The organism is Nocardia sp. NPDC006044, assembly GCF_042871115.1.
In the GTDB taxonomy this organism is placed as follows: domain Bacteria; phylum Actinomycetota; class Actinomycetes; order Mycobacteriales; family Mycobacteriaceae; genus Nocardia.
Genome location: NZ_JBIAID010000004.1, coordinates 167,748 through 189,769 on the forward strand (window position 1 = coordinate 167,748; position 22,022 = coordinate 189,769).

Genomic DNA, 22,022 nt, shown 5'->3' on the forward strand with positions numbered 1-22,022 from the left:
CTTCGGCCACCGGGTTATTCGGCCGTAGTAATGAACGCGTGCCGTTCCTGGTATTCGACGATAGTTTTTGTAATGTGTGATGAATGACCGTGCAACTGGCTCGGGGGCAGGTAAATGTGCTCGAAGCCGAGCACATCGTTGTTTCGGTCCGGCACAGCGCGGCCGTCGATCTGTCCGCGCTGCTGCTCACCGCGGACGGCATGGTGCGCGCGGACGCCGATCTCGTCTTCTACAACCAGCCGCTCGGCCAGGGCGCACGCCTGCTGCCGGGCGAGGACGGGCGGCCGAGCGCGCTGGCGATCGACCTGCGCGCGATTCCCGCCGATATCGAACACGTGCGCATCGTCGTCGCACTGGACGACCAGCACGACAGCCTCGGCAATTACGCGGCGCCCGAGCTGTGTATAGCCGACAGCATGGGAAACCGGTTGTGCGACTACCTGATCACCGGCCTGGGTGCCGAGTCGACGGTCGTCGCCGTGGACATCGACCGGCATGACCCCGGCTGGCATCTGCGTGCGCTCGGCCACGGCTACCGCAGCGGCTTCGCCGCGCTGGTCACCGCGCACGGCGTAGCGGTCGGAGGTACCCCGAAACCATCGGCGCCGCGGCCACCGGCAGAGGCGCCCGATACCGGACTGCTCGGCCTCAACACCGAATTGGCACTGCGCAAACCGGATGGCGACGAATTGTCGCATGTGAAAATGGCGCTGGGCTGGGATCCGGTCCGGGAACCAGGCCGATTCGGTCTGCGCGAGGTCGATATCGATCTCGACGCGTCGGCTCTGGTCTTTTCCGGTCGCGAACTCATGGACGCCGCTTTCTACGGTCATTTGTGCTCCAAAGACGGATCCGTTCGGCATCAAGGCGACAATCTCACCGGTTCCGGCAAAGGCGACAACGAAATGATCGACGTCGATCTCACCCGGCTGTCCGCCGAAGCGTCGACGGTCGTTTTCGTCGTCACCTCCTATGCCGGGCACACCTTCGAAAGGGTCCGAAACGCATTCTGGCGGTTGGTCGACGGAAAAACCGACGTCGAGCTCACCGGCGGAAATTTGCGCGTCGGCGGCAGGCACACCGGCATGGTCGTGGCCAAAGTTCAGCGCGAAGCCGACGTCTGGAAGTTCCACACTGTCGGCGCTCCCATCCAGGCCGGCCACCCCGTCGAGGCCGCCGAACAGGTCGTCCGCTACCTCTGACCACCACCGCCCGGCGACGGCGCATTGATCGGGGCGGACTTGCCGAGGAGTATGGAGGTCGTGGGCAGCGGTGCGGGTATTCGAGCGAATCCGTGGGTAGCGCTGCGCCCGGACGAAGACGCGGAACAGGTGAGCACCGATGTGTCGGCCGCGCACGAATCCTTTGTCGAGCGAGGTGCGGCGCCGAAGTCGATCCGGCAGGTGGTCGAGGCCTCCTGGGTGCGCAGCCGCGGCAACGGCATCGATCCGGACCGGCAGATCGGCCGGACGTCGCTGACCGGATTCGAACTGGAGCGTTATCGGCGCACCCATCCGATGTCGGCGGTGCGGCCGGTCGTGCAGACCCTGCTGGTCGAGGACGCCGAAGACACCGGGCTGCTCATCGCGCTGAGCGACGCGCACGGCCGATTGCTCTGGGTGGAGGGCGATTCGGCGGCCAAGGACCGCGCGGCCGGCATGAACTTCGTCGACGGCGCGGACTGGAGCGAGGCCGCGGTCGGCACCAACGCCCCCGGAACCGCACTGGCCCTTGATCATTGCGTGCAGATCTTCGGCGCCGAGCACTACAGCCGGCTGGTTCATCCGTGGAGTTGTGCGGCGGGGCCCGTGCACGATCCGGCGACCGGACGGATCCTCGGCACGATCGACATCACCGGCGGGCCGCGCGTCGCCGCGCCGGAAGTCCTTTCGCTGATCCGGGCGACCGTGGCCGTCGCCGAGTCCGAGCTCCGGGCGCATCCGGTCACCGTGCACACCGCGCCGCGGGTGGAGTTACTCGGCTCCCAGCCCGCCCTGCTGTTCGGCAACGAGCGAATCCCATTGTCGCGCAGGCATTCGGAGATCCTGCTGCTGCTGATGGAACATCCGGAGGGACTCGCGACCGAGCACATCGCGGTCCTGCTCGACGAACGCGACCTCGACGCGGTCACCGTGCGCGCCGAAATCTCGCGCCTGCGCCGGATTCTCGGCGGCGTTGCGCTCGGGTCGCGGCCCTATCGGCTACTGACCGAACTGGACTCCGATGTCGGCGAACTACGCCGCAGCCTGCGGCGCGGCGACATCGGCGCCGCCGTCGCGCGCTATCGGGGCCAATTGCTGCCCGCCTCACCGGCTCCCGGCGTGGTCCGGGCCCGCGAATCGCTGCGCGCACGAATGCGCGCGGCCGTCCTCACCTCCCGGGACCCGGCGATCCTCGGCTGGTGGATCTCCTCGGTCGACGGCCGCGAGGATCGCGGCGCGTGGTCGGCCTACCTGGCCTCGCTGGAGCGGGATTCGTCGCTGTATGCCCAAGTGGCGGCGCAGATCGCCATGCTCGATCGCGAGTTCGGCGGTCGCTGACCTGTTCCCAACGGTGATGCAACGTTCGGGTCATAGTGTCGTGGATCACAGTGCACACCCGCCGTGACCGCTAGGAGTTTCGATGACCGTATATGCCCGTCCTGGTTCGCCGGAGTCGCCGACGAGCTTCCAGCCTCGCTACGACAACTGGATCGGCGGCCAGTGGGTTGCGCCGGTCAAGGGCCAGTATTTCGAGAACCCGACCCCGGTCACCGGCGAAACCTTCTGCGAGATAGCGCGTTCCACCGCGGAGGACATCGAGTTGGCGCTCGACGCCGCGCATGCCGCCGCGCCGGCCTGGGGCAAGACCTCCGCCGCCGAGCGCGCGGTGATCCTGAACAAGATCGCGGACCGGATCGAGGAGCACCTCGAGGCGATCGCCATCGCCGAGACCTGGGACAACGGCAAGCCGATCCGCGAGGCGCTGGCCGCCGACATCCCGCTGGCCATCGATCACTTCCGCTACTTCGCCGGAGCCATTCGCGCGCAGGAGGGTTCGCTGTCGGAGATCGACGACGACACCGTCGCCTACCACTTCCACGAGCCGCTCGGCGTGGTCGGGCAGATCATTCCGTGGAACTTCCCGATCCTGATGGCGACCTGGAAGCTGGCCCCCGCGCTCGCCGCGGGCAACGCCGTGATCCTCAAGCCGGCCGAGCAGACTCCCGCCTCGATCATGTTCCTGTGGAGCATCATCGGCGACCTGCTGCCGCCCGGGGTGGTCAACATCGTCAACGGATTCGGCGTCGAGGCGGGCAAGCCGCTCGCGTCGAGCAACCGGATCGCGAAGATCGCGTTCACCGGCGAGACCACCACCGGCCGGTTGATCATGCAGTACGCCTCGCAGAACCTGATTCCCGTCACCCTCGAACTGGGCGGCAAGAGCCCGAACATCTTCTTCTCCGACGTCATGAGCGCCGATGACGACTTCCTGGACAAGGCTCTGGAAGGCTTCACCATGTTCGCGCTCAACCAGGGCGAGGTGTGCACCTGCCCGTCGCGCTCACTGATCCAGGCCGACATCTACGACCGCTTCCTCGACCTCGCCGCACTGCGGACAAAGGCTGTGCGCCAGGGTGATCCGCTGGATTCCGAGACGATGATCGGCGCGCAGGCGTCCAACGATCAGCTGGAAAAGGTGTTGTCCTACATCGAGATCGGCAAAGGTGAAGGGGCACAGCTGGTCACCGGCGGCGAGCGCGCGCTGCTCGGCGGCGACCTGAACGGCGGCTACTACGTGCAGCCGACCATCTTCACCGGCCGCAACGCGATGCGGATCTTCCAGGAGGAGATCTTCGGTCCGGTGGTCTCGGTGACCTCGTTCACCGACTACGACGACGCCATCTCCATCGCGAACGACACCCTCTACGGCCTCGGCGCGGGCGTCTGGTCGCGCGACGGCAGCCGGGCCTATCGCGCGGGGCGCGACATCCAGGCCGGTCGGGTGTGGACCAACACCTATCACCAGTACCCCGCGCACGCGGCGTTCGGCGGCTACAAGCAGTCCGGTATCGGACGGGAGAACCACAAGATGATGCTGGACCACTACCAGCAGACGAAGAACCTGCTGGTCAGCTACGCGCCGAAGGCCATGGGATTCTTCTGATGCCGAGCCGTCCGGCGGGTGGTGGCGCCGTGAGCGCCGCCCCGCCCCGTTTGGTCGCGACCGCGGGGGCGGCGGCGCTGCTGCGCCGCCTCCGCGACGTGCACGGTGCGCTGATGATGCACCAGTCCGGCGGGTGCTGCGACGGGTCGTCGCCGATGTGTTATCCGTTGGGGGAGTTCATCATCGGCGACCGGGACGTCCTGCTCGGCATTCTCGATCTGCGCCTCGCGGTGGGGGAGGTGCCGGTGAGCCTGCCGTCCGCCGACCTCGACGCGGTGCCGGTGTGGATCTCCGGATCGCAGTTCCAGGCGTGGAAACACACCCAGCTCGTCCTCGACGTGGTTCCTGGCCGCGGCGGGGGATTCAGTCTGGAAGCCCCCGAGGGTTGGCGATTCCTCAGTCGGGCAAGAGCTTTCACCGACGAGGAGAACGCGGCCCTCGAACAGGTGCCGCCCGTGGTCGGGTGCGACTACGCGGACGGCATTCGTCCGCCGGTGCCGGATTCCGGCCAGGTCGTGGCGGAGGCCGTCGACGCCTGCCCGGTGCCCGCGCCGCCCGCCCCGTGATCGGGGGCTGATCAGTCGCCGCCCGCTCGCCACGCGTGGGCGCCGGGACGCTACTTGCTTGCATGGGTTGATTCTTGCTCGAGTAAGCAAATCGAGCTATAGTTTTGCTCATGCAAGCAAAAGGTGGCTCGGGTAAGCAATCGGGGCGGACGTTCACCGAGGCTGCTCGGCGGGCGCAGATCGTGGAGGCGGCGATCGAGGTGGTGGCCGCGCACGGGCTGCCCGGTACGTCGTTCGCGAAGATCGCGCAGGAGGCCGGGCTGAGCAGCACCGGCATGATCTCGTATCACTTTCGCGGCAAGGACGAGCTGATTCGTGAGGTCGCGGACGAAATCGTGCGGGTGAATACGGAATTCGTCGTGGCCAAGCTCCAGCACGAGTCCGGATACGTGGCGACGCTGCGCGCGTACTTCGCCGCCAACCTGGCCCTGCTCGACGAGTACCCCAAGCATCAGCGGGCGCTGGCCAGCATCGTCGCCAATGCCCGGCCCGCCGACCCGCAGACGGTGAGCCTGATCGAGCACGTCGACGAGATCGCCCGCACGCAGGAGCAGTGGCTCCGGGAAGGCCAGCGGGCCGGGGCATTTCGGGCGTTCGACCCCGCGGTCATGGGGCTCGCCATTCGTGCCGCCCGCGACGCGGCCGTCGCGCGCGCGGCGGACGACCCCGATTTCGACGCCGCGGCCTGCGCCCGCGAACTGGCCGATCTGTTCGAACGCGCTACTCGCAACCAATCGTGATCACTACCGGAGCCCACATGAATGCACCGCAGACGCTCACCGAACCGACGCCGCAGCAGAAACGCGCCGCGGTCCGGCGCCACCTCGCCCGCCAGATCATCCTCGAGCTGGTGCTTCCGCTCGGCGGCTACTACGCCCTCCGTGCGGCCGGGGTGAACCCGTGGGCCGCGCTGATCGCGCCCACCCTGCTCATCGCGGGACTTCTTGTCTACCATGCGATTCGGGAGCGCCGCATCGACGCGTTCGCCCTGTTCGTGCTCTCCATGATCGTGCTCGGGTCGGTGATGACGCTGGTGACCGGGGACCCGCGCACGCTCATGGTGCGCGACAGCTGGATCTTCGGTCTGCTCGGCTTGTGGATGCTGGGTTCGCTGCTGACCCAGCGTCCGTTCATGCGCGTCGCCTCCCGCGCGATCGTCACCGCGAAGATCGGCGAGGAAGGCTATCGGCAGTGGGATGCCCGCTGGGACAACGACTCCCGGTTCCGCTATCACTTGCGCGTGCTGACCGCGGTGTGGGGCGCGGTCTTCCTGCTGGATGCGTTCATCCGGGTAGTGCTCGCCTACACGTTGCCGATCGACTCGATTCCGCTGGTGAGCACCGTGCAATGGCTGGTAGTTCTCGCGCTCCTGCTCACCTTCCACAACTTCTACCTCACCAAGCACGGGCTGAAAGCCTGAGTTCAGGAAGCCTTCCGGTGGAAATGCTCGACCGCCTGCTGGACGCGGAGCCCGGCGGCGAAGTCGGGAAGGGTCGAGGGCTGTCCGCGGATCGCGGCGGCGAATGCGCTCAATCGGGTGTGTTCGCTGCCGCGTGGTCCGCCGATCGGGAGTTCCGTCCATGGGCCGCCGTCGCTGATCCGCAGGCGCGACCAGTCGGTGATCCGGTAGGAACGCTTGGCGCCGTAGAGGATCCATTCATACGACTCGGGTACGGCGGCCACCTTCCCGGTGAGGGTGACCGGAACCCCGCCTGCTGTGAAGGCGCCGAAGGCAGTGGTCTCCGCCGCCGGGCCGTAGTGGACTCGAGTGGATACCGGAGTGAGCGGGCCGAGCAGGCGGTCGGTGAGAAACACGTAGTGCGAACCGACTTCGCGCAACAAGCCACCTTGTTCGCGACCGGCCACCCAGCGGGCATCGCGTTGAAAGGCGCGCGGCCAGGAGGGAAACCCGAATCGCATGTCCACGCCGAGGATGTCACCGGCCTCGCCGGCCCGCACGGCTCGCCCGACCTCTACCGCGGCCGCGCGATCGGACAGGGTGAAGTTGAGCGCGTTGACCGCACCGGTTTCGGCGGCGACCCGGACCATCTCCTCGCCGTCCGTAAGCCGGACTGCCAGAGGCTTTTCCGAGAACACCGCCTTGCCCGCCAGCATCGCCGCTACCGCGTAACCTGCGTGCGAGTCGGGTGGTGAAGCGAGGTAGAGGGCGTCGAGCCGATCGTCGTCGGCCATGGACGAGGGGTCGTGGCCGAGGGCAATGTCCGGATAGCGGGCGCGAACCCGTTCGACGGCAACCGAATTCGGATCGGCCGCCGCGACGACCTGGAAATCCGGATGCCGGTGAGCCACGCTGAGCATTTCGGCGCCCATCGAACCCAGGCCGATGATCCCCAATCGAATCTTCATTCAGCCAGCCTGTCGCTCGACAAGGCAACAGCACAAGCGATGATTCCTAACGGACACTTAAGTGCCACTGTAGGATTTTGCGATGCTCGACGTGCATCGATTGACAGTGCTCCGCTCGGTCGTCGAGAACGGCTCGATCCAAGGGGCGGCAACCCGGCTCGGCTACACCCCGTCCGCGATCAGTCAGCACATCGCCGCATTGCAACGGGAAACCGGAATCTCGCTGGTGGAACGGCACGGACGCGGCATCCGGCCCACCGAGGCCGGCCTGCTGCTCACCGCACACACCCGGCGGATACAGGACGAGATCGCCCGCGCCGAAACGGCGCTCGCCGACCTGCGAACCGGGAAGTCGCAGCGCCTGACCGTCCGCTACTTCGCCACCGCGGGGGCGGTGCTCATCCCGCCCGTCGTGTCGGAACTCGGCCTCCGTCATCCGGAGGTCCGGGTTGCGCTCCGATTGGGAAAGGGCCTGTCGGAGAACGGGTCCGCCGACGCGGAGATCATGGTCATCGACGACACCGTGCGCGTTCCCGCCGGGCTGCGCGTCCTGCACCTGCTCGACGACCCCTTCATCGCGGTGCTGCCGCCTGACCATCCGCTCGCCACGCGGGAGGTCGTCGAGCTGGGGGAGTTGCGATCGGAACGCTGGGTCGACAACGAGTGGCCGAGCACCCGCTGCCGGGAGACGATGCTGAAGGCTTGCGGCGCGGCCGGATTCAGCCCCGACTTCGCCGTGGAGGCGCACGACTACGCCGCCGCCGTCGGCTTCGTCGCCGCGGGCCTCGGGGTGACGCTGATTCCGCGCCTCGCGCTCGGTGCCATTCCGACGACGTCGGCGGTCTACCGCCCGCTCGCCGGCCCGGTTCCGACGCGGACGATCGTGGTGATCGTCAAGGCGGGCGCCGAGTCGCAGGCGCCGCTGTCCACGTTCCTCGCACTGCTTCGGCAAGCCGCCGGCAACCGTGGCGGCCCGGACATTCTCCGGGTCTTCCCCCATGGCGGCATCACCCCAGCGGGGTAGCTGAGATCCCCTGCGGAGGTGATGAACTCATGGGACCAATTCCATACCATGAGGGCCGTGTCCGTCGCCCGCGCTGCTCGCCGCCGAGTCCTGCTCGTCGTCGGGCTGTGGATTCTGCTCGCGTCCGCGGGGATGGCACCTGCCGTCGCCGACTCCGCCGCGGCGGGCGCGGACGTTTCGGTGGCGCAGTCGCTCGGTGATCGGGAACTGACGATCGTGCTCCGGCGAGTCACCAGCGTTCCCGGGCCGTTGCGCGTGGATGTGGTCACGCACGCGGGCACTGCCGCCGGGAAGCTCACGCTCACGGTGACGCGGACGGGAGCCGGCCCGGAGCTGCCTGCCCCGGGATCGCCCACTGCCGAGGCGGTCGTCGGACTCGGCGCCGAACCGGGGATGTACTCGGCCACGCTCGATCTGGATCGTCCAGGTCCTTGGGAGCTGGCCGTGGGCGACGGGACCCGGGTGGCGCGGATTCCGTTCGTGGTGCCGGCCCAGGTCACGTCGCCGCCGGAGCGGCTGGTCTATCTGGGATTCCTGGTCGCCGGTGTGCTGCTGCCGGTTTCGGTGGTGATCGCCCTGCGCGCCCGGCACAGTGCGTGGGCGTTGATTCCGGCCGGCGGGATGGTCGCCGGGGTCGCGGTGTCGGTGACGGCCGCGCTGCTGTCGGCGTCGTTGCCGCTGCCGCCGCAACCCGGTGGTCAGCTCGACCCCACGGTCGGTAACGTCACCGATCCGTATTCGCTGAGCCAGCCGTTGATTTCGGATTTCTCGCGGCCGCCGGTCATCCTCACCGTCGAGGGTTCGGTAACCGCCGGGCAGCCGGGCGATCTGACTCTCTTGCCGATCGACGCCGCCACCGGAGCGTCCGTGGACGATCTGCTCGTGCACGACAGTGCGCTCATGCACCTGCTCGTGGTTGCCCCGAGTGGTGAACTGTCACACCTGCATCCGATCCGCACCGGGCCCGGCCGCTATCAGGTTCATCTGACCGCTCGCGAGTCCGGCCGGTACGCGCTGTCGGCCGAGTTGGCCCGGCGCGGCGGCGGTGTTCAGCTGGTCCGTGCCGCAACCGGATTCACCGCATTGCCGAACGATGCGAGCATTGCGCCCCAGACATCCAGCGCCCCGATGCGTCTCGGTGGCGGTGACAAGTCCGCGGCGACGGTTGTCGCCGGCAACTCCATTACCGTCCGGACCACCGAGGCGGTGGCGGGGAACCCGACGACCATCACCGCCGAAATCGGCGACAAGTCCGATCTGCAACCGTGGCTCGGCATGGTCGGCCACCTGATCATGGCGGGTCCGGTGCCCGATGACGGCGCGGATATCGCTGCGGCCGTGCAGAACTCGACCGTCTGGGGGCACGCGCACTCGATGGGCCCGACGTCGATGCCGACCATGGCCGACATGCCGGGAATGAGCGGACACGACATGGCGGGAATGCACGACATGTCGGGCATGCACGGCGACGCCGCCGGGCGCGGGGTCATGCTCATGCCGCCGGTGAACGGCGAGAGTCCGCCCGATGAGACCGTGGCCGCGTACGGACCCGACGTTCCGTTCACCTTCACGTTCCCGTCGCGGGGCGATACCGGCTCTGGATCCAGGTCGAACGAAACTACTCCGTGCTCACGGTTCCGGTCGTACTCGATGTCGTTGCGGCACAGGGGGAGCGGCGATGAGCACATCGAGGCGGGCCGTCGCCGCAGTGGTCGTCGTGGTCGTGATCGCCGTCGTCGGCTGGCTGGTCTGGCCGAGTGCGCGCACCCCGGTCGTGCTGAAAACCGGTACGCCCCACCATCTCGTGACCGTCACCATCGACAGTGTGCGACTCGGCGAAACGGCCGTGGACGTCACCGTCACCGACCGGGACGGCGCCCCGATAGACCATGCGGCAGTGCAGATTCAGGCGATCCAGCCGCTGATGGGTCACGCCGGTGCACCGGTTCCGGCCGCTGCCAACGGATCCGGTCGCTTCCATGCCCCGGCGATATCGCTGATGATGACCGGCCCCTGGGAACTGCGCCTGTCCATCGACGCGCACAACGGCATCGACCGAGTCACCTTGCCACTGTGGGTCGGCGGCTGAGCGGCGCATGCGGATCGGCACGAATCGCAGGAGCACGACACAGGAGGGACCGCTCGTCATGAACAGCTCAGTAGCGTCCGGCACGATCGCAGGCGGTGGCCCGCCCCCGGCGGCCGTCTCGGACGACAGTGCGGCGGCCCGCGCCGGGGGCTGGGGCGTGCTGCTCGGCACCGCCGTCACGTTGATCGGCCTCAGCTGGGATATCCAGTGGCACAACGACGTCGGTCCCGATACCTTCTTCACGCTGCCGCATCTGTTCCTGTATTCCGGCAGCGCCATCTCCGGGTTCGCCAGCCTCGCCATGGTGCTCATCGCCACCTTCGCCCAACGCGCCGGACGGCCGGTGCCCGCGATGGGCGGCACTCCGATCCGGGTATTCGGCAGCAACCTCACGGCTCCGCTCGGCTACATGGTTGCCGGTGCGGGTGCGGCATTGTTCCTGCTCTATGGCCTGCTGGACATGCAGTGGCATTCGATCTACGGCTTCGACGCGGTGCTGAACACCCCGTCGCACGTCGCGCTGTTCCTGTCGATCACGCTGACCATGATCGGCAGCATCATGGTCTTCGCCGCGCATCGTGACCATCGCTGGGGCCAGTTCGGCATCGTCCTGGCCATCCCGATCATGATCATCTTCGCCCCGATCCTCACCCAGGCGTTGGACAACTTCGAACTGCCCATAGATTCGACCATCCTCGGCGTCCTGTTCTTCGGACCGATGCTGCTCGTCCTCGGTGCCGCCGCGCTGGCCCGCCCCGGCGCCGCCATCGCCATCGCGCTCGCCCTCGGGCTGCTCCAGGCGGTGCTGTGGTGGTTCTCGCCGTGGGCCGCGCAGGTGTACGCCTCATCGATCGGGCTGCCGCTGCGCGATGGGCTCGGGTCTCGTCCGCCGTCGCTGCCCGCCATCATGCCGATGTTCCTGATCATCGCCGCGGTCGCCGTGGAGGGCCTGTTCCTGCTCGCCCGCACCCGCGGCTACGATCCGAACAAGATCGTGGTGGTAGCCGGTCTGGTGACGGGTGTCGTTGTCGGACTTACCTTTCCGGTGCAGTTGCAGCTCACCCACTTCTTTTCCGGCATCGCGGCCAAGGACGTCCTGCTGTCCACCGTCGTCGCGGTACCGCTCGGCCTGCTCGCCGGCTTCCTCGCCGGCCGCTTCACTCGCATGCTGCCCGCGCCCGCAACGGAGATCGCCCGATGACCACACTGCGCAAGCTCGCCCTCACCGTGCTGGCGGCGATCACCCTCTCGTTCGTCGCGATCGCGCCCGCCTCCGCCTACGCTCCCGTCGACATCGTGCACACCGAACGCGTCCAGGTCGGTCCGTACACCATGACCGTCGGCTTCTCCACCTGGCCCATTCGCGCCATGAAGTCCCTCGACTTCACCTTCATGCCGGAGGGCGGCATCGCCGGCAAGTCCGGGACATACCGCATCGCCGGCCCCGCGTACCACTCCTGGAAACGCGGCGCCCCCTTCGCCCGTCACCCGCGCAAACGCGACTCCTGGGGTCTGGACATCTTCGCCATCAACGAACCCGGCGACTACAGTTTCCACTTCACCCTCGACGGCCCACTCGGCCATGGCGAAGGCGAACTCGACGGTGTCCACGTCGCCGATCAGCCCGGCCCGCCCTTGCCCCTGAGCTGGACCATCGCCTCCCTGCCCCTGCTCGGACTGATCGCCTTCCTCGCCGTCTGCTGGCGCCGCACCCGCCCCGCTCGCCAACCCCTATCCCTCTGATCCGGCAAGCACACGGCTGCCCTGAACAGACAATCCTGTTTCTGCAGTGAGGACTATGCGTCGGGGGAGTGGACGGGTGGGAGTTCGGTGAGGAGGTCGCGTGCTGGGAGTGATACGCCTGAGTCGTCGGTTCGACCCTTTGCGATTCGATCGAGGGTGACGGTTACTGTTCCCGCGGAGTCTATTTCGATGCGCTTGTTTCCGTTCTGCTCGTCCACCAGGACGGTGGCGAGATAGCGGCGGCCGGGTGGGAGCACTCGTACGGTGATGTGCCCGTCGTGAACCTTGTCCAACTCCAGGGTTGCGACGTGCCGGACGCGGGTGCTGAGCAGGGGCGGGGCGGTTTCGAGGCCGCCGTCGTCGAGCAGCATTACCTCGACTCCGCGTTGGCGTGCGCCGCGGGCCGCGGCGAGTAACTCGGGAGTGGAGAGTTGGGGGGCGCGGAGTTCGTCGCGGAGTTCGGCTTCCAGCAGCCGGCATTCTTCGCGTTCGTCGGCGTGGAACGGGACTGCGGCGGCGATGCGTTCGAGCATAGGGCGCGCGCGGCGGTCGAGGCGGTTGAGTTGGCGTTTGCGCTCGGCGTTCTGGGCGTCGAGGCGGGCTTGTTTGACGGCGCGGGCGGTCGACTCGATCTCGAGTTGACGGAGCGAGCGCAGGGTGGGGCGCATGATCGCGGCGAACGCGGCGGCGATGGCGACATTGACCAGGGGCACGACGGCTTGCACGTACACGGTGGGTTCACCGCCGGCGGCGAGCACGACGGCGAACCAGGTCGCCGCAGTTCCAGCCCAGGCCAAGACATTTCGGCCACGCAACACCAGCATCGCCAAAGCACTGCCTGCGGTGTACGCGGTCCACACACTGGTATGCGCGTGGATTTCCGCCGTCACGTGCTCGTTGGCGATCAACGTCGCGATCGCACCCGCGGACGCGACGAACACCGCCGCGTACTCGTGGATCGGATTCCCGGTATCGAGCACCACGACAACCGTTGCGGCGGCGATGATCACGGCCGCGGCGACCAACGCCACCGTGATCGGCAGTTCGGCCTTGCGCACCGAACGGATCACTACGGCGGCGTCGGTGGCCAGCACCACGGCGATAATCGTGATCATCGTGGAGCGGCGTCCGCTGAGCAGCCTGCTCAGGTCGCCGTCGTCACGTGTCATCAGGTGCGCTCCACTCCAGGATGATTCGGGTTCCGGCACCGGGGCGCGAGTCGATGGTGGCGAGGCCGCCGGCTTCGCGCATCCGCTGCACGATGCTGACGGTGAGGCCGAGCCGGTTGGCCGCGACGAGTGCGGGATCGAAGCCGGCGCCGTCGTCCTCGACGACGACGGTGATGCCGCACGCGCGCGCGACGATGGTCAATTGTCTTGCCACAGTTCGCCCCGGCACGTCGGCATGCCGCACGCTGTTGCGCACGGACTCGGCGGCGGCCTGGGCGAGCGCGGTCACCGCCGCCGATTCGATGCGCAGGTCGGCGGAGCTGTAGTCGTGGCGGACCTGCACGCGCAGTTGGGCATCGGTGGCGCCGACCACTTCGCGCGCGATGATCTCGATGGCCTCGAGGTCGGTGCATATATCGTTGACGCGGCCGATGGCGGCGAGCTGGCCGAGGGCCTGATTGGCTTGCCGCGCAAGCATAGTGGCGCAACCGCCGCGGGACGTGTCGAGCAAGGTGGCCAGCACCTTGTCGTGGATCACGCCGGCGAACCGCGCGCGCTCGCTGGCCCGCGCCTCGTCCGCCGCGGCGAGCGAGGCTTGATGGTGGGCGCGCGCCTGTTCCTTGTCGAGCAGCCGGGCCGCGCGCCGCGCCGTTTCGGTGATGTAGACGAAGGTGACGGTGATGCCGAGGATGCGCAACGAGGTGAGCCCGAACTCGGTCCAGCTGAGATCACCGGTGGCCTGACCGGTCGACGACGCGGCGAGCAACCCGACGACGACCACGTAGATCGCGGTCGTGGACTTGCGCCAGGCCAGCGTCGCCGCGACGCCACCGAGCGGAACCAGCCGATAGATCCAGGCCACGTCGTCGGTGATCTGACCGGGCAGCACGGCGAACCCGGACAACCCGACGACCACCGCGAAAACGACGGCGTGCGTCGCCGCGATGATCCGCACGGTGGATTGCTCGACATACAGCGCGGTCCCGGCCAGCAGCAGCGCGGTGCCGAACACCCCGAACATGGCGACCGCGGTCCACCAGGTCTGGAAATGCCTGGACTGCGCGGCCATCTCGGCGGCGTCGCCCGCGCCGAAGATCCACACGCCGATGCCGAGCGCGAAGGCGAGGATGCGATCGATCCGGTCGGTGGCGGCCCGGCCGATCGAGGTCTGCCGGTTACATCGACCCGAAAGGACGGCCACGATGCGGCCGAACAGCGACGGCGACATCGAGGTCATCGCGGTTCGCTGGCCTCGACCCTCGACAGCTCGCGGCCCGACACCCGCCTCGGCACATACACGGCGCGCGCCTCGCGCTTCGGGCGCAGGTTGATCGTCAACTTCATCGCGACGTTCCGGTCGATGTGCACCGAGCCGCCGTTGAGCAGCAGCGCGGTGAAGATCTGCCCTTCGAGCAAGGCGAGGGCGGAACCGATGCACACGTGTTCGCCGGCCCCGAACGGCAAGTAGGACATCCGCTCCCACGACCGGTCCGCCTGCGGCGCGAATCGATCGGGGTCGAAAGCCAGCGGATTCGGGTATTGCCGGGCCGACCGATGCATCACGTACGGGGCGACGAACACGATCGTGCCCTCGTCGATCGCGTAGCCGCCGATCCGGGTCGCGCCCGCGGCCTCGCGCAGGAACGCGGGTGACGGCGGATACAACCGCATGGATTCCTTGAATACCTGGAGGCAGTAGGGGAGCTGGGCCAGATCCGCGGCGGTCGGCGTCGCACCCCCGAGCACCCGGTCCGCCTCGGCGGCGGCACGGTTGGCGACGGCGGGATGGCGCGACAGCGCGTAGGCGGTCCAGAACATCGCGTCCGCGCTGGTCTCATGCGCGGCGGCCCACAGGTTGATCACCTCGTCGACCAGGCGGTCCTCGCCCATCGGCGCGCCCTCACGATCGCGCTGGGCGAGCAGGGCGGAGACGATGTCGTCGTGGCGGTCGGGGTTGCGGCGTCGCACATCGATCGCTCGCGCGGCCCAATCACGAACCAGGGCAAGGTCTTGAATGAACTCGCGATTGCGCTTCGTCGGAATGTTCAACGGCGCGACGATGGGGCGCGACATCGCCCGCATCTCCCAGTCGAAGATCCGGGTCGCGGCGTCGACCACGTCCTGATGCCCGTCGAGCGGCTCATCGATCAGCAGCCCGGCGACCACATCGTGCATCATTGCCTGCACCCCGGCGAGCAGGTCCACCTCGCCCGCGGCCTGCCATCTGCGCAGGTGAGCGTGCATGCGGGTGGCCATCACGTCCACGTACTTCGGCACCCGTCGCGCGGTGAACAGCGGTGCGACCATCGCGCGCTGGGTCCGGTGCACCTCGCCCTCGGAGATGATCAAGCCCTCGCGCAGCGCGGGCCACAGCGTTCCGGTCACCGCTCGCGCGCGCCGGAAGTCCGCGGCGCGCGACACCAGCACCTCGTTGATCTCCGCGGGCCCGGTCACCAGCACCGCGGGAAACATCCCGATACGGAACCCGGCCACCGGACCGTGTTCCGCGGCCAGCCGTTCCATCACCGCGAGCGGATCACGGAACCAGCGCAGCGTCGTACCCAACCCGAGCACACCACTGCGTCCGTGGTCCAGGTGCTCGATTTCCCCCGCCCGATCATCGTTCACTGACGATTCCTCCCGTGGTCGTCATCGAAGTCAGAGCGATTCGTCAGCCCCGCCGCCCGGTGATCAGGACGTCTGACGAGCAGTCTGTCTGTGCCGGATCGTATGTGGGCGGCGGGGCGTAGTCATGCCCGCAGAATTGGGGTCGGGGGGTGGAATTCGTGCTGTTTCCCCTGTTCGGCGGCTTTCGTGAGATGCGTTCCACACCAAGGAGTTCGGGGCGCGCGACATGTTCGAGTGAAGTGCTAGGATGATTGCTCTTAGTTTAGCTAAACAGTTGCTGGTCTGCGTGTGTTGCCTCACCTGATGAAGGAAAACAACTCCATGGCTGTCATGCTGCAAACAGGCGAACAGCGCGGTGCCGGTGCGATCGAGAAGCCTCGTGCCTCGCGTGGATTCGTGGCGCTGGGTGCCGCGATCGTGTTCGCCTGCGTCTCCGTCGGCGCCTGGCTGGAATTCATCCGGCCGAACTGGGATATGTACTGGCACCAGGTCGACCTGCAGGTCTACATGTGGGGTGGCTCGATGGCCGCGCTACATCCCGAGCTGCTGTACGACGGACGCGGACCGCTGGGATTGCCCTTTCTCTATCCGGTGTTCGCCGCGTGGATCTGCGCGGAATTGGCGCAGTTCCCGATCAACTATGTCGGCACCGGCGTCACGATCATGACGTTGGCGTCGCTCGGGATCAGCGTATGGAGCGCCGGGGTGCTGCAACGTCGCCGGCGCGGGCTCGCGTTGGTCGCGATCACGATCGCCGTCGCCGCCGCCGGGCTCTGGCTCGAACCGGTTCAGCAGACCTTGCAATTCGGACAGCTCAGCGTGATTCTCATGGCGATGGTCTTGGCCGACCTCGCCATACCCAAGAACCGTTGGTATCGCGGCATTCTCCTCGGCATCGCGACCGGCCTGAAGCTGACGCCCGCGGTCTTCGTCGTTTATCTGCTGATCACCCGCCAATTCAAGGCCGCGGCCACGGCCTGCGCCGCGTTTGCCGCCACCGTGGCGATCGGGTTCTGGTATCGGCCGGCGCAGGCGCTGGAATTCTGGACCACGACGATGACGTCACAGAACCGAATCGGCTTCGCCTACGTGCAGAATCAATCGATCAACGGGCTGTTCGGTCGTCTGCAATGGTCCACCTGGGAAGACAGCAGCTCCTCGCTGGTGGTCGCCGGTCTGCTCGGGATAGCCGGAATCGCCGCGGCCAGGGTCGCTTACCTGCGTGGCGACGAATTGCTCGGAGCTTTGCTGGCGGCGACCGTGATGCTGCTCGCCTCCCCGATTTCCTGGACGCACTACTGGGTGTGGATCGTGCCCGCACTGATGTGGGTGTTCCGCGCGCTGCGCGATCGCCCGGTCGCGGTGCGGATCGCGGTGCCCGCGCTCGTCTACCTCTTCGTCTTCGCCTGGCCGATGCGGATCGATCGGGTCGGCTGGTGGGATCCCGATCTGCCGCTACTGCCGCAAGGCCTGATCTGGGATGTGCCGCAGACCAATGGGCGGGAATACCGCTGGAACATCTGGCAATTCCTGCTCGGAGACGCGTACACCTTGCTCGCCATAGGCGCGCTGGTGGCGGCGAGCGTGTGGTTGCTCTGCTTCAAGCCCGGAAACCGCACTGTCGCCGATGCCGACACGGTCTCGCCGCTGCAGGAAATCGAAGCGTTGATGGAGTCAGTGGAGGTCGACGCGCAGCAGCCGGTCACCGAGCACCAGTATGTCGGCGCCGTCGACACGCGACAGGGCACATAGACACCCACGCTTTCGCATACCCCTCAACCCGCCGGCAGGTATTGGAAGCAGGTATTGGAACAATGAATCAGGTATGCGAAGAAAGTCTCGATAACGCAACCACAGCCAGATGACCACGCTGGAACGCGACACCGCGTGCTCGACATGCGCCTAAAGCCGGGTACGGCAGGCGACGTGCTCAGCACTACTCCAGTGAAAACCGGGGTAGGTCTTCAGTTTTCCTCGTCAGGTCGCGTTGGGACATGCCGGAGGTCTACCTGGCGAGTCAGGTAAACCTGCTCCCAGAGATGATCGATAGTGCTGAGCACGTCAGGCGGGGTCCCCGACCTACTTCCATAGTTGGTATGGGCAGCGCGCGGGTTCCAGCGTGGTCATCGGCTTGTGGTCCGGTTCAAAGAGGCTGGGGAAACGAGGGCGTCGGGTGGTCGGCGCGGTGTGTCGGAGGGGCGTGCGCGTTCATCGAGTCGAGTCAAAAGGTCGTTCGCTCATCGAGTCGAGTCAAATGGTCGCGATCGAAGATCAAGTAGCCACCTTTTGACTCGGCTCGATGACTCAGGCATTGCTCGTCGCTTACGCGCACAGGTTATGGGTGTCGTCCGACGGTGTGGGTGGGTAGCTCGATCTGTGCGACATCGTTGGTGATGAGCTGTGTTGCAGTGGTGAAGGGGTCGCGCGGCGAGGAGAGGTAGAGGGTGTGTCCTTGGCGGCGGACGCTGGAGATCATGGACAGGGCTTCTGGACAGCCAACTCGTAACAACCCTGCGGGGTCGGGAGTGGTTCGCCGGTACTGGGTTGGGGTCGCACTCTGGTGTGACGACGGTTTAGGGCCGCGTCCATAGCGTATAGCGTATGCGCCCTCGTCTGATGCTTGTGGTCTCGATCGGTCTTGTTGCTGCTGCCGTGGCGGGGTGTGGTGATGTGGCGGAGCCGGATGCTTCGGTGCAGTCTTCCGCGCTGAGGATCTCGTTCAATGACTTTGTGTCCAAGGGGGAGGTGACCTATCCCGCCGGGGGTGGGGCGGCGCCGCTTGTCGTGCTCGTGGGTGGGTCGGGACCGGAGGATTTGAATGCCGATGATGCGAGCGAAGGGGCGAGTTCGCGAGGGCATCTGTTCGCGGATATCTCCAGTTCGCTTGCGCGGCAAGGATTTGCGGCGTTGCGGTACAACAAGCATTACGTCAACGGGCTGGGGGATGTCGATCCGCGTTTCGCTACCGATCTCACGATGACGCAGTTGGTCGACGATGTTCGTAGTGCTGTGCGGGCGGTGGCGAATGATCCGCGGATCGACTCGCGGCGGGTGTATCTGTTCGGTTGGAGTGAAGGTACGACCGTGGTGGCTGCGGCGGCGCAGGGGATGCCGAATCTGCGCGGGGTGATTGTGCAAGGGGCGGTTGGTGTTCCGTGGCGGGATGGGTTGATCGCGCAATGGGAGCGGGTGGTGCGGCCGTATCTGCGGGACTTCGCCGTCGCCGGGTCGGTGGGCGCGGCGGAATTGAGCCGGGCATGGAGAGGTGATGGCGGCGTGGTGGTGCACGAACTCGTCAGCGTGCTGGCCGACGACATCGGCTCGGAGCAGTCCGGCCTGAATCCGGCTTTCGATATCGACGGAAACGGGCGCATCGATATCGACAACGAATTGCGTACCGCCGCAGTGAAGTTCGTTGATGAGCAGCTGACCGGCGGCATCTTCCGGCTGTACGGCGCACTTACCGCGCTGCCCGACGTCGCCGCTCAGGCCGCTGCCCTTCGCGATATCCCGTTCCTCACCCTGCACGGCGACAACGACAGCAACGTATCGGTGGACGCGGCAGTACGCATCGATAAAGCCCTGGCCGACAACGGAAGTCGCGATCACACACTGCACATCTACCCGCGGTCCGGTCACTCGTTGAGCGAGGCCGCCGACCCGCGACACGACCCGCTCGGCCCGATCCAGCCGCTGCCACTTGCCGACCTCGGCCGCTGGCTGCGCGACCACGAACGCTGACCGGCCGCGATTGCCGCGGGTTGGCCCAACTGCACATAGATGTCCTCTATGCAGACTCGGAAAAACATCTATTGGATTTCTGATTCCGTCTTTCGTAGCGTGATGGCAATCACAAATGCTCTGCAGAATCGAACTCCACTATGAAGAAGTTGTTGTCCTGGTCGGCCGTGCTCTGTTGGCTGACCGTGCTGCTGGAGGGCTACGACCTCGTCGTTCTCGGCGCCGTCATTCCCACGCTCATCGATCAGAAGCACATCGGATTCACCGCGGCCAGTGCGACTTTCGCCGCGACCATCTCGCTGGTCGGGGTGGCGATCGGCGCGACGGCCTCGGGGCCGATCGCCGATCGATACGGCCGCCGCCGGATGCTGCTCTGCTCGATCGCGGTGTTCTCGCTGTTCACCGCCGCGGTGCCGCTGGCCGGTTCGGTGAGTGTCTTCGCCATGTTCCGGCTGATCGCCGGGCTGGGCCTCGGCGCGTGCCTGCCGACCGCGCTGACCTTCATGGCCGAGCACATGCCGCCGGCCCGCCGGGCGTTCGCCAGCACGATCACCATGACCGGCTACCACACTGGCGCGGTGCTCACCGCGTTGATCGCGCTGCGCGTCATCCCGCATTGGCAGCCGCTGTTCTACGCCGGCGGTGTCGCCGGACTTCTGCTGCTGCCGGTGATCTGGGCCAAGCTGCCCGAGTCCGAGGCCTACCTCGCGGCCAAGGACGCACCGACCCGGGTACGGCCGACCGTGCTGCTGCAACCGCTGTATCTGCGTGCGACGCTCGGTGTTTGGGTCGGCTCGTTCATGGGACTGCTGCTCGTCTACGGCTTGAACACCTGGCTGCCGAAGCTGATGCGCGATGCCGGATACAACATGTCCACCTCGCTGACGGTCCTGCTGATGCTGAACATCGGCGCGGTCATCGGCCTGCTCACGGCGGGAACCCTGGCCGATCGGCGCGGCATCAAACCGACCGTGCTCCTGTGGTTCGGCGCGGCGGCGGTGTTCCTCGCACTGCTCAGCATCAAGATCTCCAGCACCGTCCTGCTCAACGCGCTGGTACTCGTCACGGGCATCTTCGTCTTCTCCGCCCAGGTACTCATCTACGCCTACGTCACCCAGGCCTACCCGGCCGAAATCCGCGCCACGGCCATGGGTTTCGCCGCCGGTGTCGGACGGCTCGGCGCGATATTCGGCCCGACCATCACCGGCTGGCTCATCGTCGTCGGCTCCGCGAACCCTTGGGGCTTCTACCTTTTCGCCGCCGTCGCGGGTATCGGACTGCTCGCCATGGCCGCGGTTCCGCGCACCACCGTCGACGGTCTCGTGCCGGTCGAGTCCCCGCTGGCCGAACGCGAGGTACGCCCGGCATGACGACCACCCGCACCCGGGTAGCGATCGTCGGCGCGGGCCCGGCCGGCCTGCTGCTGTCGCATCTGCTGCACCGCACGGGCATCGAGAACATCGTCATCGACAACCGCGGGTACGAGCAGATCGCGGGCACCATCCGCGCGGGGATCCTGGAGGCGGGTTCGGTTCGGCTACTGGTGGATTCGGGCGTCTCCGATCGCGTGCTCACCGAGGGCCTGCGGCACGACGGTGTGGTGCTCCGCTTCCGCGGCGAGAACCACCGGATCGACTTCCAGGAACTGGTCGGCGAATCCGTCTGGCTGTATCCGCAGACCGAGGTCTTCCTGGACCTGTCGGCGCGGCGCGCGGCCGACGGGGGAGACATCCGCTACGGCGTCACCGACACCGTTGTCGACCTCGCCGGCGCGCGCCCGGCGATGACGTTCACCGAGCCGGACGGCAGCCGGGTGCGGGTCGAGGCCGACCTGCTGGTGGGGGCGGACGGTTCCCGATCACTGTGCAGGCACGCCTTTCCCGCGGGTGTCCGCGAGGAATGGTTCCGCGAGTACCCGTTCGCCTGGTTCGGGTTCCTCGTCGAGGCGCCGCCGTCGCACGACGAATTGATCTACACGCATTCGGATTTCGGCTTCGCGCTGATCAGCCAGCGCACGCCGACCATGCAACGGATGTATTTCCAGTGCGGACCCGGTGAGCGCCCGGCGGACTGGGACGACGACCGGATCTGGACCGAGATGCGAAAGCGAGTCAACGGCAACGGTTTCGAGCTCGCCGAAGGTCCGATCAGCGCGAAAACGGTGTTGCCGTTCCGCTCCTTCGTCACCGCGCCGATGCGCCACGACAGGCTGATACTGGCCGGCGACGCCGCGCACACGGTCCCGCCGACCGGCGCGAAGGGCTTGAATTTGGCCCTCGCCGATGTCGCCGTGCTGGCCGAGGTGATCGCGGATTTCCACGGCACCGGCAATACCGACGTGCTCGACCGCTACACCGAACGCGCCCTGGACCGGGTCTGGCGCGCTCAGCACTTCTCCTACTGGGCGACCACGCTGCTGCACACCGCCGCCGACGCGTCGCCCTTCGATCGGCAGCGTCAGCACGGCGAACTGTCGATGCTCACCGGATCACGGCACGGCGCAGCATATTTCGCCGAGGCGTACACCGGCTGGCAGCAACCGAAATAGA

At 67.0% G+C, this 22,022-nt stretch carries 19 protein-coding genes; 14 read left to right on the top strand and 5 right to left on the bottom strand.

Annotation, left to right across the window (positions count from 1 at the left end; genetic code table 11):
* Nucleotides 1-83 precede the first annotated feature (83 nt).
* The 6 genes from ACFYO1_RS32075 to ACFYO1_RS32100 all read left to right on the top strand — a co-directional run bounded on the left by ACFYO1_RS32075 (nucleotide 84) and on the right by ACFYO1_RS32100 (nucleotide 6,132).
* On the top strand, nucleotides 84-1,202 hold the full coding sequence (locus ACFYO1_RS32075) for a TerD family protein (RefSeq protein WP_387239220.1): 1,119 nt from the start codon (nucleotides 84-86) through the stop codon (nucleotides 1,200-1,202).
* Nucleotides 1,203-1,262: 60 nt separating this feature from the next.
* Nucleotides 1,263-2,540, top strand: coding sequence for a transcriptional regulator (locus tag ACFYO1_RS32080; protein WP_387239224.1), 1,278 nt, complete (start codon nucleotides 1,263-1,265; stop codon nucleotides 2,538-2,540).
* Nucleotides 2,541-2,622: 82 nt separating this feature from the next.
* A complete protein-coding gene (gene adh, locus ACFYO1_RS32085) occupies nucleotides 2,623-4,146 on the top strand; it encodes an aldehyde dehydrogenase (protein WP_387239227.1) in 1,524 nt (507 codons plus the stop codon).
* Nucleotides 4,146-4,712, top strand: a complete 567-nt coding sequence (locus ACFYO1_RS32090) for a DUF779 domain-containing protein (RefSeq protein WP_387239230.1) — start codon at nucleotides 4,146-4,148, stop codon at nucleotides 4,710-4,712. The genes adh and ACFYO1_RS32090 overlap by 1 nt, the downstream gene beginning before the upstream one ends.
* Nucleotides 4,713-4,822: 110 nt before the next feature.
* Nucleotides 4,823-5,452: a TetR/AcrR family transcriptional regulator gene (locus ACFYO1_RS32095; RefSeq protein ID WP_387239233.1), complete on the top strand. Its 630-nt coding sequence runs from the start codon at nucleotides 4,823-4,825 to the stop codon at nucleotides 5,450-5,452.
* Between the two features lie 17 nt (nucleotides 5,453-5,469).
* Nucleotides 5,470-6,132, top strand: coding sequence for a VC0807 family protein (locus tag ACFYO1_RS32100; protein ID WP_387239236.1), 663 nt, complete (start codon nucleotides 5,470-5,472; stop codon nucleotides 6,130-6,132).
* Between the two features lie 2 nt (nucleotides 6,133-6,134).
* Here the strand turns inward: ACFYO1_RS32100 and ACFYO1_RS32105 are convergent, their stop codons facing one another.
* Complete coding sequence (locus tag ACFYO1_RS32105; RefSeq protein WP_387239239.1) at nucleotides 6,135-7,079, bottom strand: Gfo/Idh/MocA family protein; 945 nt, start codon at nucleotides 7,077-7,079, stop codon at nucleotides 6,135-6,137.
* An 82-nt stretch (nucleotides 7,080-7,161) separates the two neighbouring features.
* On the opposite strand from ACFYO1_RS32105, the gene ACFYO1_RS32110 reads away from it, so the two are divergent.
* Nucleotides 7,162-8,103: a LysR family transcriptional regulator gene (locus ACFYO1_RS32110; RefSeq protein ID WP_387239242.1), complete on the top strand. Its 942-nt coding sequence runs from the start codon at nucleotides 7,162-7,164 to the stop codon at nucleotides 8,101-8,103.
* 1,049 nt (nucleotides 8,104-9,152) lie between these two features.
* On the opposite strand, the gene ACFYO1_RS32115 is transcribed toward ACFYO1_RS32110, so the two are convergent.
* Nucleotides 9,153-9,668, bottom strand: a complete 516-nt coding sequence (locus tag ACFYO1_RS32115) for a hypothetical protein (protein ID WP_387239245.1) — start codon at nucleotides 9,666-9,668, stop codon at nucleotides 9,153-9,155.
* A gap of 113 nt (nucleotides 9,669-9,781) precedes the next feature.
* Here ACFYO1_RS32115 and ACFYO1_RS32120 point away from each other — a divergent pair, with 113 nt between their 5' ends.
* From ACFYO1_RS32120 to ACFYO1_RS32130, 3 genes are read left to right on the top strand one after another with little or no spacing between them, the layout of a single operon-like run.
* On the top strand, nucleotides 9,782-10,192 hold the full coding sequence (locus tag ACFYO1_RS32120; RefSeq protein ID WP_387239248.1) for a FixH family protein: 411 nt from the start codon (nucleotides 9,782-9,784) through the stop codon (nucleotides 10,190-10,192).
* A gap of 58 nt (nucleotides 10,193-10,250) precedes the next feature.
* A complete protein-coding gene (locus tag ACFYO1_RS32125; protein ID WP_387239251.1) occupies nucleotides 10,251-11,393 on the top strand; it encodes a hypothetical protein in 1,143 nt (380 codons plus the stop codon).
* A complete protein-coding gene (locus tag ACFYO1_RS32130; RefSeq protein ID WP_387239254.1) occupies nucleotides 11,390-11,935 on the top strand; it encodes a hypothetical protein in 546 nt (181 codons plus the stop codon). The genes ACFYO1_RS32125 and ACFYO1_RS32130 overlap by 4 nt, the downstream gene beginning before the upstream one ends.
* 53 nt (nucleotides 11,936-11,988) lie before the next feature.
* Here the strand turns inward: ACFYO1_RS32130 and ACFYO1_RS32135 are convergent, their stop codons facing one another.
* From ACFYO1_RS32135 to ACFYO1_RS32145, 3 genes are read right to left on the bottom strand one after another with little or no spacing between them, the layout of a single operon-like run.
* Nucleotides 11,989-13,104, bottom strand: coding sequence for a hypothetical protein (locus ACFYO1_RS32135; protein WP_387239257.1), 1,116 nt, complete (start codon nucleotides 13,102-13,104; stop codon nucleotides 11,989-11,991).
* Nucleotides 13,094-14,341: a sensor histidine kinase gene (locus ACFYO1_RS32140; RefSeq protein WP_387239260.1), complete on the bottom strand. Its 1,248-nt coding sequence runs from the start codon at nucleotides 14,339-14,341 to the stop codon at nucleotides 13,094-13,096. The genes ACFYO1_RS32135 and ACFYO1_RS32140 overlap by 11 nt, the downstream gene beginning before the upstream one ends.
* Nucleotides 14,338-15,732, bottom strand: coding sequence for a cytochrome P450 (locus ACFYO1_RS32145; protein WP_387239263.1), 1,395 nt, complete (start codon nucleotides 15,730-15,732; stop codon nucleotides 14,338-14,340). Before ACFYO1_RS32145 ends, ACFYO1_RS32140 begins: the two co-directional genes overlap by 4 nt.
* Nucleotides 15,733-16,035: 303 nt before the next feature.
* Here ACFYO1_RS32145 and ACFYO1_RS32150 point away from each other — a divergent pair, with 303 nt between their 5' ends.
* From ACFYO1_RS32150 to ACFYO1_RS32165, 4 genes are all read left to right on the top strand, one after another.
* Nucleotides 16,036-17,484 carry a glycosyltransferase 87 family protein gene (locus tag ACFYO1_RS32150; RefSeq protein ID WP_387239266.1) on the top strand — a complete coding sequence of 483 codons (1,449 nt, stop codon included), beginning with the start codon at nucleotides 16,036-16,038 and terminating at the stop codon, nucleotides 17,482-17,484.
* A gap of 870 nt (nucleotides 17,485-18,354) precedes the next feature.
* A complete protein-coding gene (locus ACFYO1_RS32155; protein WP_387239269.1) occupies nucleotides 18,355-19,473 on the top strand; it encodes an alpha/beta hydrolase family protein in 1,119 nt (372 codons plus the stop codon).
* Between the two features lie 140 nt (nucleotides 19,474-19,613).
* On the top strand, nucleotides 19,614-20,843 hold the full coding sequence (locus ACFYO1_RS32160) for an MFS transporter (protein ID WP_387239272.1): 1,230 nt from the start codon (nucleotides 19,614-19,616) through the stop codon (nucleotides 20,841-20,843).
* Nucleotides 20,840-22,021, top strand: coding sequence for a 4-hydroxybenzoate 3-monooxygenase (locus ACFYO1_RS32165; protein WP_387239275.1), 1,182 nt, complete (start codon nucleotides 20,840-20,842; stop codon nucleotides 22,019-22,021). Before ACFYO1_RS32160 ends, ACFYO1_RS32165 begins: the two co-directional genes overlap by 4 nt.
* Nucleotide 22,022: the final 1 nt, after the last annotated feature.

What these genes read in the sequence shown, in the direction of transcription:
- ACFYO1_RS32105 (WP_387239239.1), bottom strand. Translation starts at nt 7,079, where the DNA reads ATGAAGATTCGATTGGGGATCATCGGCCTGGGTTCGATGGGCGCCGAA.
- ACFYO1_RS32150 (WP_387239266.1), top strand. Translation starts at nt 16,036, where the DNA reads ATGAAGGAAAACAACTCCATGGCTGTCATGCTGCAAACAGGCGAACAG.
- ACFYO1_RS32095 (WP_387239233.1), top strand. Translation starts at nt 4,823, where the DNA reads ATGCAAGCAAAAGGTGGCTCGGGTAAGCAATCGGGGCGGACGTTCACC.
- ACFYO1_RS32090 (WP_387239230.1), top strand. Translation starts at nt 4,146, where the DNA reads ATGCCGAGCCGTCCGGCGGGTGGTGGCGCCGTGAGCGCCGCCCCGCCC.
- ACFYO1_RS32110 (WP_387239242.1), top strand. Translation starts at nt 7,162, where the DNA reads ATGCTCGACGTGCATCGATTGACAGTGCTCCGCTCGGTCGTCGAGAAC.
- adh (WP_387239227.1), top strand. Translation starts at nt 2,623, where the DNA reads ATGACCGTATATGCCCGTCCTGGTTCGCCGGAGTCGCCGACGAGCTTC.
- ACFYO1_RS32165 (WP_387239275.1), top strand. Translation starts at nt 20,840, where the DNA reads ATGACGACCACCCGCACCCGGGTAGCGATCGTCGGCGCGGGCCCGGCC.
- ACFYO1_RS32140 (WP_387239260.1), bottom strand. Translation starts at nt 14,341, where the DNA reads ATGACCTCGATGTCGCCGTCGCTGTTCGGCCGCATCGTGGCCGTCCTT.
- ACFYO1_RS32100 (WP_387239236.1), top strand. Translation starts at nt 5,470, where the DNA reads ATGAATGCACCGCAGACGCTCACCGAACCGACGCCGCAGCAGAAACGC.
- ACFYO1_RS32130 (WP_387239254.1), top strand. Translation starts at nt 11,390, where the DNA reads ATGACCACACTGCGCAAGCTCGCCCTCACCGTGCTGGCGGCGATCACC.
- ACFYO1_RS32160 (WP_387239272.1), top strand. Translation starts at nt 19,614, where the DNA reads ATGAAGAAGTTGTTGTCCTGGTCGGCCGTGCTCTGTTGGCTGACCGTG.
- ACFYO1_RS32120 (WP_387239248.1), top strand. Translation starts at nt 9,782, where the DNA reads ATGAGCACATCGAGGCGGGCCGTCGCCGCAGTGGTCGTCGTGGTCGTG.
- ACFYO1_RS32125 (WP_387239251.1), top strand. Translation starts at nt 10,251, where the DNA reads ATGAACAGCTCAGTAGCGTCCGGCACGATCGCAGGCGGTGGCCCGCCC.
- ACFYO1_RS32075 (WP_387239220.1), top strand. Translation starts at nt 84, where the DNA reads ATGACCGTGCAACTGGCTCGGGGGCAGGTAAATGTGCTCGAAGCCGAG.
- ACFYO1_RS32135 (WP_387239257.1), bottom strand. Translation starts at nt 13,104, where the DNA reads ATGACACGTGACGACGGCGACCTGAGCAGGCTGCTCAGCGGACGCCGC.